The organism is Thioclava sp. IC9 (assembly GCF_002213225.1).
GTDB lineage: Bacteria > Pseudomonadota > Alphaproteobacteria > Rhodobacterales > Rhodobacteraceae > Thioclava > Thioclava nitratireducens.
Genome location: NZ_NBNX01000001.1, coordinates 120,154 through 133,221 on the forward strand (window position 1 = coordinate 120,154; position 13,068 = coordinate 133,221).

The 13,068-nt window shown below is 60.8% G+C and carries 11 protein-coding genes; 10 read left to right on the forward strand and 1 reads right to left on the reverse strand.

What is annotated here, in order from left to right:
- The 9 genes from B6V76_RS00515 to B6V76_RS00555 all read left to right on the forward strand — a co-directional run bounded on the left by B6V76_RS00515 (window position 1) and on the right by B6V76_RS00555 (window position 10,892).
- Entirely contained in the window at window positions 1-1,068 is a 1,068-nt protein-coding gene (locus tag B6V76_RS00515; protein WP_088726394.1) for an ABC transporter ATP-binding protein, read from the forward strand.
- Window positions 1,069-1,087: 19 nt separating this feature from the next.
- The gene (locus B6V76_RS00520) at window positions 1,088-1,966 is read left to right on the forward strand and encodes a polysaccharide deacetylase (protein ID WP_075777467.1); all 879 of its coding nucleotides are present in this window, start codon (window positions 1,088-1,090) and stop codon (window positions 1,964-1,966) included.
- Window positions 1,967-2,036: 70 nt separating this feature from the next.
- Window positions 2,037-2,360: a hypothetical protein gene (locus B6V76_RS00525; RefSeq protein WP_075777468.1), complete on the forward strand. Its 324-nt coding sequence runs from the start codon at window positions 2,037-2,039 to the stop codon at window positions 2,358-2,360.
- A complete protein-coding gene (locus B6V76_RS00530) occupies window positions 2,357-3,346 on the forward strand; it encodes a GTP-binding protein (protein WP_088726395.1) in 990 nt (329 codons plus the stop codon). Before B6V76_RS00525 ends, B6V76_RS00530 begins: the two co-directional genes overlap by 4 nt.
- Before the next feature lie 92 nt (window positions 3,347-3,438).
- Window positions 3,439-4,566, forward strand: coding sequence for an extracellular solute-binding protein (locus B6V76_RS00535; protein WP_240497778.1), 1,128 nt, complete (start codon window positions 3,439-3,441; stop codon window positions 4,564-4,566).
- A 10-nt stretch (window positions 4,567-4,576) separates the two neighbouring features.
- Window positions 4,577-5,566 carry an asparaginase gene (locus tag B6V76_RS00540; RefSeq protein WP_088726397.1) on the forward strand — a complete coding sequence of 330 codons (990 nt, stop codon included), beginning with the start codon at window positions 4,577-4,579 and terminating at the stop codon, window positions 5,564-5,566.
- A 234-nt stretch (window positions 5,567-5,800) separates the two neighbouring features.
- Window positions 5,801-6,760, forward strand: a complete 960-nt coding sequence (locus B6V76_RS00545) for a helix-turn-helix domain-containing protein (protein WP_088726398.1) — start codon at window positions 5,801-5,803, stop codon at window positions 6,758-6,760.
- Window positions 6,761-6,899: 139 nt separating this feature from the next.
- Window positions 6,900-8,927 (forward strand): hydantoinase/oxoprolinase family protein, encoded by a 2,028-nt coding sequence (locus B6V76_RS00550; protein WP_088726399.1) that lies wholly within the window; start codon window positions 6,900-6,902, stop codon window positions 8,925-8,927.
- A gap of 3 nt (window positions 8,928-8,930) precedes the next feature.
- A complete protein-coding gene (locus B6V76_RS00555; RefSeq protein WP_088726400.1) occupies window positions 8,931-10,892 on the forward strand; it encodes a hydantoinase B/oxoprolinase family protein in 1,962 nt (653 codons plus the stop codon).
- An 85-nt stretch (window positions 10,893-10,977) separates the two neighbouring features.
- Here B6V76_RS00555 and B6V76_RS00560 read toward each other — a convergent pair whose 3' ends face one another.
- Window positions 10,978-11,919 carry a LysR family transcriptional regulator gene (locus B6V76_RS00560; RefSeq protein ID WP_240497779.1) on the reverse strand — a complete coding sequence of 314 codons (942 nt, stop codon included), beginning with the start codon at window positions 11,917-11,919 and terminating at the stop codon, window positions 10,978-10,980.
- A 402-nt stretch (window positions 11,920-12,321) separates the two neighbouring features.
- On the opposite strand from B6V76_RS00560, the gene B6V76_RS00565 reads away from it, so the two are divergent.
- On the forward strand, window positions 12,322-13,050 hold the full coding sequence (locus tag B6V76_RS00565; RefSeq protein ID WP_075777475.1) for a LamB/YcsF family protein: 729 nt from the start codon (window positions 12,322-12,324) through the stop codon (window positions 13,048-13,050).
- The last annotated feature ends 18 nt before the right edge of the window (window positions 13,051-13,068 follow it).

A 13,068-nucleotide genomic window follows, 5' to 3' on the forward strand; every position in this document is an offset into this window, starting at 1 on the left:
ATGCTCTACGATCTTGAACTTAAATCGGTCGGCAAGACCTACCCCGACGGCACGGTCGCCGTGTCGGATTTCGACCTCAAAGTCGAGAAGGGTGAATTCGTGGCCTTCCTTGGGCCATCGGGCTGCGGAAAGTCTACCACTTTGCGGATGATTGCCGGCTTCGAGGAGATCACGAACGGCGAAATCTTTATCATGGGGCAGAACATCTCGCACACGCCGCCGGAAAAGCGCCCGACATCCATGATTTTCCAAAACTACGCGCTGTTCCCGCACATGACGGTTCGCCAGAACATCGCCTTCGGGCTGGACATCAAGGGCATGCCGAAGTCCGAGAAGGATCGCAAGGTTGATCGAATCCTCGACATGTTCGATCTGACCGAATTCGCGGACCGCAAGGCCGACAAGCTTTCCGGCGGGCAGCGCCAGCGAATTGCGCTGGCCCGCGGCCTTGTGGTCGAACCAGAGATCCTGCTGCTCGACGAACCGTTAGGGGCGCTGGACGCCAACCTGCGGCGCATCATCCAGAACGAGCTGAAATTGCTTCAGCGCGATCTGGGGATCACCTTCGTCTTTGTAACCCACGCGCAATCGGAGGCACTGGGCCTGTCGGACCGCGTCGTGGTCATGTCGAACGGCGTGGTCGAGCAAATCTCGGCGCCGAAAGAGCTTTACACGCGCCCGGCGACGCCCTTCGTGGCCGAATTCATCGGCTCGAACACGATCATCGAAGGCAAGCCCGCGCAGGGCGGCGACCAAGGATTGCGGCTGATTGAAACGCCATATGGCCCTATTTCGGGAGTCGGCGCAGCCGGCGCCAACCTTGCGGTGATCCCCGCTGAAGCCTTCAACCTCGGCCTGCGTAATACGCCCGGCGAGATCAGGCTTGAAGGCACCGTGACCGCCAAGCAGCTCGTCGGCTCCATCGGGTATCTCAGGGTCAAGCTCAGCGACGGTCGCGAGATTGACGCGGAAACCCATGTCGGCGCGCTTGAGGCGCACAGCTATTCGCCCGGCTCACCCGTGACCTTGGGGATCGACCCCACGTCGGTCACGCTGATCCATAACTGATCCAACAAGGAGACTAAACATGGCAAAGGATATTCTGGTCGGCTTCGGCATCGACGTGGACGCGGTTGCGGGCTGGCTTGGCTCGTATGGCGGGGAGGACAGCCCCGACGACATCTCGCGCGGTCTTTTCGCAGGCGAGGTCGGCTCACCGCGGCTTCTCGACCTCTTCGACAAAACGGGACTGAAAACCACTTGGTTCATTCCGGGCCACTCCGCCGAAACCTTCCCCGAGCAGATGCACGATGTCGCAAAGCGTGGCCACGAAATCGGGATTCATGGCTATAGTCATGAAAACCCGATCGCGATGACGCGGGAGCAGGAAGAGGCGGTGCTCGATAAGGGGATTGAGCTGGTCACCAAAATCTCGGGTAAGCGCCCCACCGGCTATGTCGCCCCGTGGTGGGAGTTCTCCAACGTCACGAACGAGCTGCTACTCAAAAAGGGTATTAAGTACGACCACTCGCTGATGCACAACGACTTCACTCCCTACCGGGTGCGCGTTGGCGACAAGTGGACGAAAATTGACTATTCCGCGAAGCCCGAGGACTGGATGAAGCCGCTGGTACGCGGCGAGGAGACGGACCTCATTGAGATCCCGGCGAACTGGTATCTCGACGATCTGCCGCCGATGATGTTCATCAAGAAGTCGCCCAACAGCCATGGTTTCGTGAACCCGCGCGACATTGAGCAGATGTGGCGCGACCAGTTCGATTGGGTTTACCGAAATATGGATTACGCGGTCTTCCCGATCACTATCCACCCCGACGTGTCGGGCCGTCCGCAGGTGCTGATGATGCTCGAGCGCTTGATTGCGCACATTAAGTCGCATGAAGGCGTGCGCTTCGTTACGATGAATGAAATGGCGGACGACTACGACAAGCGCTTCCCGCGAGGCTGATCACGCGGATCAATCATCGGGTCGCCCTCGATCGGGCGGCCCCTCACAAACAACAAAGGCAGAACCGATCATGTGCTCGCTGTGCGGAATACTGGGGTGCGACGACCACTGGACCCACGCGGTGGACCGTCCAGGCGTCTTCACCCGCAACACCGACCGCCGCTCGCGGCGGGTCGAAAGCGCGCGGCGGGTCGCGGCGGCCAATCGCGTGTTGTCCTACCGGAGGGTAAAGCTGGCTGAGTGGCAAGGCACGTCATACGTCGTTTCGAACGCCACCGGAGCATCCTCGGTCTTCGAATCCTTCTCTCACCTCTGGCCCGAGGCCGAGGCTCTCGCGGGGCGCGAGATCGATCCGCTTGATGATGCGCTCATCGATTGGGTGGGCGGACAATGATTCCGGTTACGCTGCTCACCGGCTTCCTGGGATCCGGGAAAACCACGCTCCTGCAGCGTCTCTTGACCGATCCGGGAATGGCCCGCGCTGCGGTGCTGATAAACGAATTCGGCGAGGTGGGGCTGGATCACCATTTGCTGGACCGTATCGACGACAATGTCGTGCTTATGAAATCCGGCTGCATCTGCTGCACCGTGCGCGGTGAGGTAGCCGACGCATTGATGAACCTTCACAGTCTACTGACGCGGGGCGAGATCGACTTCGACCGTGTCGTGATCGAGACGACCGGGCTGGCTGATCCCTACCCGGTGCTTCAGACCCTGCGCGCACATCCCGTGCTGCGTAGCCACTTCGATAACGGAGGCGTTCTGACTACGGTCGATGCCGTCAATGCGACACGCCAGGTCGAGCATCGAGCCGAGGCCGTGCGCCAGATCGCGGCAGCTGACCGGATTGTTCTGACTAAGACGGATCTGGCAGAGGATGGAGAGATCGCTGCGCTGCGGGCAACGCTCTCGCGGTTGAATCCCTCGGCGCAGGTGCTAACCAACATGGACGCCGCGGATGCGATAGTCCGCGATCTCGATCCCGGCGTGCCGCCGCTGCCGGAGGCGGAGAAAATCGACGGGCATCATCACCACCATGATCACGACCTAAATGAAGACCTGGGTGTCGTGACGTTTTCCCTGACCGTCGAAGAAAACGTGGACTGGACCGATTTTGGCATCTGGCTCACGCTTTTGTTGCACCGCTATGGTGACCGCATATTCCGGTTTAAGGGGATTCTGGCCATCGCCGGCGAGGAGCGACCGGTGGCAGTTCACGGGGTGCAGCACCTGGTTCATGCGCCGGTCCATATGGAACACTGGCCGGAGGGTGCGCGGGTTTCGCGGATGGTTTTTATCCTCGAGGGGCTTGATCCCGAACGCATCCGTCGTTCATTTGCGGCTTTCATGCGTTTGAAGAGTGTGAAAGCCGTAGCCTGATGGAACCGTTACGAATTCTGTGCACTGAGATTCTGCCTTGGCGGCTTCTGAAGGAACGTGCTGAGGCCGACCTCGGCTTTCCGATAGAATTCATGGAACAGGACTTCGTGACCGCCCAGCGAACGGCGGCGATGCGATCAGATTCCTATGATGTGTATGACCAGTGCTTTCACAACCTCGATATCGTCTGGCACTGGCGCGCGATTCAACCGATCGAGATTTCCCGGATCGACGCTTGGGAGGAGATGAGCGATCTTGCTCGTTGTGTTGGCGCCAACGGGACGGGCGGCGGTTTAGGCGACACACCCGCCAGCCGTCTATATGTGCAACCCGACGCCACCTTGTCGGCGAACCCGACGGGGCGGATCTCGATGCTACCTACGGTCTACAACTTCGACAGTTTCGCCATCAATCAGGGTGAGGCGGCGCTCGACGTGGATCGCGACGTCGTCAGCTGGTCCGAATTGCTCAACCCGCGTTGGCAAGGGCGCGTCGCCTTGGTGGATGAACCCGCGATCGGGGCGTTCGACCTGACTATGGCGCTTGTTGCAGCTGGCCGCATGGAGGTGCGCGACCTGGGCAACATGACGGTAGAAGAAATTGATGAGATGTATGGCCACGCAGTGGAGCTGGTCAATTCTGGGCATTTCGCCCCGTTCTGGCGGCGAGCGTCGGAACCGGTTGACCGGTTCTCGGATGGTGACCTGTGCATCTCGTCAATCTGGTCGCCCTCTGTGGTGGCAATGAAAGCGCGCGGCATGAAGGTGCGCCAGGCGTCCCCGACCGAGGGTTACCGCGCTTGGCATGGCGGGCTTTGTCTGGCGCAGCATTTGCAGGGGAAACGGCTGGACATGGCCTATGCTTGGTTCAACTGGTTCCTCGACGGCTGGGCGGGGGCATGCATGGCGCGGCAGGGCTATTACATGTCTGTCCCTGAACGCGTGCGCGCGGTACTGGATTCGGACGAGTGGGATTACTGGTACGAGGGCAAGCCCGCCGCGCGCAATCTGCCCGATCCTCACGGGCGGGAGGCGATCCGCGCGGGCGATGTCCGCTCGGGCGGTTCCTACCGGGCGCGCGCTAAGCATATCGCGGTCTGGAATAGTGCCATGGACGAGCACAACTTTCTGGTGCGCCGCTGGAACAAAATAATCGAACTGGCGGAGGCGCGCCGCGCGCGCCGGCGGGCGGACTGTCCGCGTAGCGTTTCCGCGAATTGAGGATGTTGCCATGAAGAACGTCACACTTATCGCGACCGGGGGCACAATCGCTTCAACTGCCGAGCGCGCAGGCGGGCCGGTGAATGCCAACGTCGCCGCACATCGGCTGCTGGATAGCCTGCATGAACGGCCCGATGGGATCACTGTGCAGGTCGAGGATTTCGAGGCAGTCGGCAGCTATGCGTTGGACCTGGAAACTGTGCATCGTCTGTGCACCCGGATTGGCGAGGTGCTTGCCGAGGATGCCGTGGACGGGGTCGTGGTCACGCACGGTACTGACACCATGGAAGAAAGCGCGTTTCTCGCCGATCTCCTGGTCCGTTCGGACAAGCCCGTGGTCTTTACCGGCGCTCAGCGCCATGCGGGCGCGCCCGATACTGATGGGCCGCGTAACATTGCGGATGCCATCCGCTGTGCAGCCTCGGAGGGGCTGCGAGGGCAGGGTGCGGTTATCCTTTTCGAGGGGGAGCTTCACGCCGCCCGCGAGGTGACGAAGGCGCACAGCTCGCGTGTCGATACTTTCCGCTCGCCCGGCTTGGGCAAGCTGGGCGAGGTTGATGACGGTGCCGTATATCTTTATCGCCGTTCGCTGGCCCGGTCCCATGTCGAGGCGCCGATGCTTGATCCAGGGGTCGAGCTAATTCTTTTGGGACTCGGCAGCACGCCGGATTACCTCGATTACTGCGCGTCGGCGGGCAAGTCTGGCGTTGTTCTGTCCGCTTTCGGCAGGGGGAATGCCCCGAGCGGTTTCGCTGAACGTATCGCGCGTCTGACGGAGGCCGGTGTGCCCGTTGTTGTCGCCTCGCGCTGCGCCGAAGGCCGGACACTGCCCGTTTACGGTAAAGATTCGGGCGGGCGGACATTGCAGGAAGCCGGAGTAATCTTTGCAGGAAGTCTCTCGCCCATCAAGGCGCGTTTACTGTTGAGCGCATTGCTCGGGGGCGGTGCCGGTGATGCCGAGATCCGCGCGGCTTTCGAAGCGGCGGGTGGTCTCGTCTGAACGGCGGTGCTGCCAACTGGGACCAGCTTGGAGCGTCGGGCGTTCGGTCGGGCGCCGCTTGACCAGCGCGCAAATGCGTGGCCCGGGCGCTGGCTAAAGGGAGCGCTGTGATGACGTGCCGCAGGATTGCAAGAATTTATGCGCAAATCGGCAAGAACGCCTGCGCGCCCTGTCACTATCCTGTCTTTAAGGGACGTGTCGGGCCCTTCAATCCAGAGGCACGAGAGACAGAAAATGATCATCAGTAGTGGAGGGTCCGCCATGCCGGGCGGACGCGATAAATGGCAGAAGATGGTGTCCGAGGCCTATTTTCCCCTCGACACGGAATGCCTTGATCGCCAAGCGTTCCGTGGCGAGATGCAGCAATGGTCGCTGGGCGTGATCGGGCTGTCCCGGATAGATTGTGACGGGGTTCTCTACCAGCGCAAGCGTCATCACTTCCTGAACGAGACCGAAAGCTCGCTCCTGATTGCGATCCCGGAAAACGATGAAGTGCAGTATTCGCAGAACCAAAGGCGGACCTGCTGCAAGCCGGGCAGCTTCATCGTCGAGCGCAGTGACGCGCCGTATGAATACTGGCATGCGCGCCGCAATATCCAGTGGGTGCTGAAGGTGCCTTCCGCCAACGTGCGCGCGCGGATCGGCCCCTCCGAGCGGCTGGGCGGGCTTATCTTCGACGGGCGGCATGGCGTGGCCGGCTATTTCCTTAGCAGCATGCGAGCCGCCATTTCCCATATTGAGCAACTCGACTATTCGGCGCGCGAGACGGCCGGAAGCCATCTGCTGGAAATGCTTTGTCTTGCGATACGCAGTGACGAGCGCGTACTCGACAGCACTACATCGACGGTGCGGGCAGCGCATCTTTACCGAGCCGAGCAGTTCATCCGCGCAAACCTGAAGGATCCGAACCTGTCCCCGCAAAGCGTTGCGCGGGCCTGTGGAATCTCTTTGCGCTACCTGCAACAACTCTTTTCTGACGCGGGCCCATCCGTCAACGGCTATATCCGCGACCGCCGCCTGACCCGTTGCTCGGAAGAGCTGCGCGCCCAGGGAGCGGGCGCAACCGTCGCCGAGATCGCATATCGCTGGGGCTTTGCCGACCAGGCCCAGTTTTCAAGGCATTACAAGGCGAAGTTCGGATGCACGCCGACGGAAACGCGTAAGGAGGCGGGACGCCTCCGCAGGGCAATGTAATGGCCGCGCGAGCCGTGCCGGCTTGAGCCGGCCCGCTCTCCCGTCGACCAAGACGTCCAGTCAATGAAGCAAGAAGCTGCCGAGGACTCCTCTTCGGCAGACGGGCCCATCGTGTCCGCTCAAACCTGGAGGAACCAGAATGGCTAACACCCGAGTCGCCGTCGACGTTGGCGGCACCTTTACTGACATCTGTATCATGGACGAGGCGACAGGCCGGATTCGTATTGAGAAGACCGCCTCCACCCCCGATGATCCGATGCGAGCGATCATTAACGGGATCGAGCAGGGTCGCATTGACCTCTCGGATGTCTCGATGTTCTCGCATGGCACTACTGTTGCGACGAATGCGCTGATAACTCGCAATCTTCCGCGGGCTGCGATGGTCTGCACCGAGGGTTTCAGAGATGTCGTCGAAATACGGCGCGCCAACAAGGAAGACTTGTGGGACACCTACAAAGACGTGGCCAAGCCGTATATCCCGCGCCGCGACCGACTGACCGTGCGCGAACGGGTCAGCGCCGAGGGCGAGATCCTGAGCGCGTTGAACGAGGAGGACGCCTATCTCGTGGCCGAGGTGTTGAAAAAGCGCGGCGTGGCGGCGATCGCGGTCTGCTTTATGAACTCCTACGTCAACGGAACCAACGAACAGCGCATGCACGACATCCTCAAGGAGGTGATGCCGGATGTGCCCGTCTCGATCTCTTCGCAGATCATGCCCGAGATTTTCGAGCATGAGCGGTTCTCGACTACGATGGCCAATGCGGTGGTGTCGCCAGTGGTCGTCGACTACGTCTCGCGGCTCGCGGATAAATTGGCAGATGGCGGTTACGCGCGCGAGCTGTTGTTGCTGCACACGGGCGGCGGTGTGATGACGACGCGCGCGGTGCGCGACTTCGCGGCGCGGCTTGCCGGTTCGGGCATCGCGGCGGGCGCGATCGCCAGCCGTTTCATTGGCAATCTCTGCGGGTTCCCAAACACCATCGGCTTCGACATGGGGGGCACGTCTACCGATGTTTCGGTCTCCTACCAGGGCGAGTCTCGGATCACCAAGGATTGGTATATCGAATACGGCTTCCCGATCCGCTTTCCTTCCATCGAGGTACTCACAATTGGGGCTGGTGGCGGGTCTCTTGCCTGGAAGGACGAGGGCGGGTCGCTGCGCAACGGGCCGCAATCGGCTGGAGCTGATCCGGGGCCTGCCTGCTACAAGAACGGCAATACCACTGCGACTAACACGGATGCGAACGTGGTGCTTGGACGGCTCGGCAGTTCGCTTGCGGGTGGCAAGATCACTCTTGATTTTGCGCTCGCTGAAGCGGCGGTGCGCAGCACTGTGGGCGCACCTTTCGAGATGGAGCTTCACGAGGCGGCCGAGGCGATCGTGCGTGTGGCCAACGCTAACATGGCGAACGCGGTCCGGCTGCTGTCTATCTCGCGCGGTTACGACCCGCGAGACTTCGCCCTGTGCGCTTTCGGGGGGGCCGGGGCATTGCATGGTGCAGCGGTGGCCCGCGAATTGTCGATTCCGACGGTGATCGTGCCCCCAAATCCGGGTGTGACATCCGCGCTCGGCTGTTTGCTTGTCGACATCCAACACGATTTCTCGGACAGTTTCATGGGGGCCGCGGCCGAGACCGAGCCGGCGGACCTGGAGACCGCTTTCCAGCGCATCGAGGACGAGGCGCGCGTCCAGCTCAAGCGCGAGGGTGTGGCCGAAAAGGACATGATGCTGCAGCGTTCTGTCGAGATGATGTATCAAGGGCAGTGGCGCTCGCTCGAGGTGTCGGCGCCGCCCCGGATCACCGATATAGAGGCGCTGATCGCGGCGTTCCACGAGGCGCATGAGCGCGAATACAACTATGCTCTGAAAACGTCGCCCGTCTCGTTGTTTCGCGTCGCCGTCAAGGCGGTTGGGATCGTTCCCAAGGCGGAGCCGGCGAAGAACGAGGTGCGCCCTGGTACGCCGGAGCCCATTGGCCATCGCAAGGTGTGGTTCGATGGCAAGGCGCATGACGCAGCCATCTACGACCGTGATCGCCTGAGCGCAGGGGCGGCCTTCTCGGGGCCGGCAATCGTCGAGCAGTTCGACTCGACTATCGTAGTGCCGCCAAGCATGAGCGCCGAGGTGGACGCCTACATGAACATTCTCATTCACACGAAGGCCTGACCCATGGACCAAATGCTCAATGAACAACTTGACCCAGTGACCTTCGAGGTTCTGAAAAACTCCTTCATCACGTCGGTCGATCAAATGGCCGAGCAGATGCTGCGCACATGTTATTCCTTTGTGATCTATAACCGGGACTTTTCGAACGGACTCCATGACGCCGAGGGAAATTCCGTCGCGCAGGGCAACCAGGACATCGCTGTGCATGTTGGCACCCTGCATTTCACCTGCAAAGACGTGATCCGTGCCTTCGATGGTGAAATGATGCCCGGTGATGTCTATGCAATCAACGATCCCTATGCCGGCGGTACGCATTTCAGCGATGTGCGCCTCGTGCGCCCCATCTTCGATGATGACACCTTGATCGGTTTTTCGCAGTCCAACGGGCATTGGTCGGATCTTGGCGGTTCAGTGCCTGGATCCTTCGATGTCACTGCTCGCGACATGTTTCGCGAAGCGGTCCGGATCACGCCCGTGCGCCTTTTCCGCGGCGGCGAATTCTGCAAAGATGTGGCCGGGCTGATCGCCGCAAACTCGCGTGACCCAAACTCGATTATCGGCGATATTCACTCGCAGGCACAAGCCACCCAAGTGGCTGAGCGCGAAGTCCTGCGGCTGGTGCAAAAATACGGGCGCCGTCAGGTTCTCCAAGGCATGAACGAGGTTCAGGATTACGTCGAGCGCGCCGTCCGTCAACGGATCGCGGCCCTGCCCGACGGCACGTGGGAAACGGTTGATTTCATCGACCGCGATCCCGGCCAAGGCGAAGGCATGATACCAATCCATATCAAGATGACGATCAAGGGAGATCGTATCCACTATGACTTCGCCGGCAGTCACGCCACCATCGCGTCGATCTACAACTCTGCCCCCGGCGCAACGTTCTCTGCCGTGGTGGCAGGGATGAAGACTTTTTTTCCTGACCTGCCGCTGAACAGTGGGTTCTACCGGATGATCGACATCTCGGCGCCCGAAAACAGTGTCGTAAGTGCTCAATGGCCTGTCGCGGTGACCGGCTTTCTCATGCCGTTCGAGAAGATCATGAACGCCATCTTTGAAATGTGGTCCCAAATCATGCCCGAACGCGCTATCGCCTGTGCGTTCAACTTGGAATATCTGCTGGCGGGGGGGCGTGATCTTCGCTCCCCGGAAAAGCCGATGTTCATGTTCTATGAATGGCTGCCCGGCGGCTGGGGAGGGCGCAATGGCAAAGACGGCTCGGACGTGACGACGGCGTGTTTCGGAACTGGGCTGATGTCGCAGCCCAACGAGGGGAACGAGCGGGTCAATCCTACGCGCACGACAGAATTCCAGATCCTGCGGGACAGTGCGGGCCCGGGAAAGTGGCGTGGAGGGGCAGGGGTGCAGAAAACTTCGATCCTTCTCGATAGCGAGGATGCGGTGATGTCCTATATCTGCGACCGTGAGCGCGCTGTCGTCTGGGGGGTCGAAGGCGGTCTACCGTCGATGCCTCATGGCCTGACCATCAGGCGCAACGGCGAAAGCGAACGGAAATGGCTCGGTTCGGTCTTTTCGGATTACCCGGTTCATCCGGGCGACGAATTCGCACGCCCCACGGCCGGCGGCGGCGGCTTCGGCGATCCGCTGGAGCGCGCACCCGAAAAGGTGCGTGACGACGTGATCGACGACTATGTTTCGATCGAGAGGGCGGCACGGGACTACGGCGTCGTTCTCAAACAGATCGATGCCGACCTCGGCGAGTATGAGGTCGACGAGAGGGCCACCGACCGGCTTCGCGCCGAAATCCGAGCCGAACGTGTGCAATGGGCGCGGATGGACCCAGAAAAGGTCGCCGCGCTCTACAATGCGGGCGAGATCGACATGCTCGACGCGGTGCGCCGCTATGCCGTGATCCTGGAATGGGAAACGGGGGAGTTGCTGCCTAAGACGACGGCACAGTTCCGCGAGACATTCGAACGACGCACCGTTGCGCATTGGGAGTGATGCTCTGGCTCACGGAGCAGACGCCCCCCCCCCCCCCCCGGCGCCGCCAGCCCGTCGATGCCGGTGGCGCTGGAGGTGGCGCGGGTCACGAGGCTTCGTCGCCAAGATGCATGAATTCGCGGAACGCCGACGCGGCGCTGCCCAGCGGCACGTTGGCGGGCCACGCCAGGCCCACATCCATCGTCGGCACCTTGTCGGCCAAGGAGATAACCTCGACCCTGCGGCCGTCGAGGGACCACGGGCGATAGACCATGTCTGACAGGATCGTCACGCCCATGCCGCCGGCGACGAATGAGCGAACAGCCTCGACCGATGAGGTTCTGAAGACAGTGTTCGGCCGATAGGCGGTCTGGTTCCAGTATCGCTGTGCAGTATTGCTGGCCTCGTCCACCGTCAGCATGATGTAGGGTTCGCGTGCTACATCGGCCAGCGTGACGTTATTCTGCGACAGCAGAGGGTGGCGCGACGCCAGCCATAGGCGGCGGCGCGACTGCATGAGGGTTTCGAATTCGAGCCCTTCCTGGTCGATGATGTTCGAGGTCAGCATCACCGCAAGGTCGAAGCTGCCCGAGGCGAGGCCGTCCTCGATTCTGTCACGAGGCGCTTCGGTCAGTTCGAGCTGTACACCGGGGAAGGCGCGCTGGAAGCGCTCGATATGCGGCGGGATGTAATAGCCCGCGACGGTATAGGTCATGGCAAGGCGCAGGCGCCCGTTGACATCGTCGCGCTTGCGGCTGGGCGAACGCACGGCCTCGTCTACCACCGCCAGGACCCGTAGTGCATGATCGAGGAAAATGTTGCCTTCGTATGTCAGTGTGACACCTCCGCCATGACGCTTGAAAAGAGAAACGCCCACAATGTCCTCGAGCTGTTTCACCGCGTTGGTAAGGGCTGATTGCGAGACATTGAGCTCTTTGGCCGCGCGCGAAACCTGCCCGGCATTGGCCACGGCCGTGAAGTAGCGGATCTGGCGAAGCGACGGCTCTTTCATTTTTTGAATATCTTCTTTTTTGTTTTCGAATTTCAACTCCTCAAAGTAACCACTGCGCTGGCGCGCTGCAAGCAATGCTTCGGAGCGGGGCTGCAAGGCAAGACAAAGAATATATTGAATAAAATTAGCTAAGTGGCCAGTAATGTACCGCCATGGTCTGGACCGGCGCGCGCCAGGCGATGGGTGTTGTGGTATCAAATAAACTAATAAATTGGCGTTGATATTCGTATTTTACAACTTCTATTCTTGGCCTCTAAACTTTCCAGCGAGGCGCCGCAAGGTTCGAGCGGAATACTTGGTGACATGCCGCTGCGACCGAGGAGGGGCGCTATCATCGGCGGGCATCGGCGGGAGCGCGGGGATGTATGCCGGTCCAGGCCGGTAGACGCCTTACGCCACTTCGGCTGGTACGATTGCAGGAATGAAGGAGGAGAGCCCATGCGGGCGGAGATCAACTGTGACATGGGCGAGAGTTTCGGCCTTTACCGGATGGGCAATGACGCAGAGATCATGCCCCATATCACGCAGGCGAACGTGGCCTGCGGGTTTCATGCCTCCGACCCAGGCCATATGCACCAGACGGTGGCATTGGCCAAGACCCACGGGGTAAAGGTGGGCGCCCATGTCTCATTGCCCGATCTGCCCGGTTTTGGCCGGCGCGAGATGAAAATCGAGCGCGAGGAAATGGCGAACATAATCCTTTACCAAATCGGGGCGCTCAGTGCGTTCCTAAAGCAGGCGGATGTCGCGCTTAGCCATATCAAGCCCCATGGCGCGCTTTACGGAATGGCGGCGCGCGAGCCGCATATCGCCGAAGCGGTGGCCGACGCGGCGCTCGTCTACGGGGTTCCGGTTACGGGACTTTCCGGCACTCTGCATGAAAAGGTCTATACCGAGCGCGGCGTTACCTTCCTGCCGGAGTTCTTTGCCGATCTCGATTATGATGACGAGGGGCGGCTCATCATCACCCGTGAGCACGAAGCGGTGTCTCCCGACCTTGCTGCCAGCCGAGTTGTAGCGGCGGTGCGCGACCGCACTCTGACGACCGTGGGTGGCAAGACGCTGCCGGTGAAAGCCGAGACTATTTGCATTCATTCGGACACGCCGAATTCGGTCGAGATCGCCCGCGCGGTGCACGAAGCGCTGGGGCAACTCAAAACGGCCTGATCGGTCGCAACCAACAAG

Excerpts from the sequence above, each read along its gene's own strand:
- B6V76_RS00515 (WP_088726394.1), top strand. The coding sequence starts at position 1 with ATGCTCTACGATCTTGAACTTAAATCGGTCGGCAAGACCTACCCCGAC.
- B6V76_RS00520 (WP_075777467.1), top strand. The coding sequence starts at position 1,088 with ATGGCAAAGGATATTCTGGTCGGCTTCGGCATCGACGTGGACGCGGTT.
- B6V76_RS00525 (WP_075777468.1), top strand. The coding sequence starts at position 2,037 with ATGTGCTCGCTGTGCGGAATACTGGGGTGCGACGACCACTGGACCCAC.
- B6V76_RS00530 (WP_088726395.1), top strand. The coding sequence starts at position 2,357 with ATGATTCCGGTTACGCTGCTCACCGGCTTCCTGGGATCCGGGAAAACC.
- B6V76_RS00535 (WP_240497778.1), top strand. The coding sequence starts at position 3,439 with ATGGAACAGGACTTCGTGACCGCCCAGCGAACGGCGGCGATGCGATCA.
- B6V76_RS00540 (WP_088726397.1), top strand. The coding sequence starts at position 4,577 with ATGAAGAACGTCACACTTATCGCGACCGGGGGCACAATCGCTTCAACT.
- B6V76_RS00545 (WP_088726398.1), top strand. The coding sequence starts at position 5,801 with ATGATCATCAGTAGTGGAGGGTCCGCCATGCCGGGCGGACGCGATAAA.
- B6V76_RS00550 (WP_088726399.1), top strand. The coding sequence starts at position 6,900 with ATGGCTAACACCCGAGTCGCCGTCGACGTTGGCGGCACCTTTACTGAC.
- B6V76_RS00555 (WP_088726400.1), top strand. The coding sequence starts at position 8,931 with ATGGACCAAATGCTCAATGAACAACTTGACCCAGTGACCTTCGAGGTT.
- B6V76_RS00565 (WP_075777475.1), top strand. The coding sequence starts at position 12,322 with ATGCGGGCGGAGATCAACTGTGACATGGGCGAGAGTTTCGGCCTTTAC.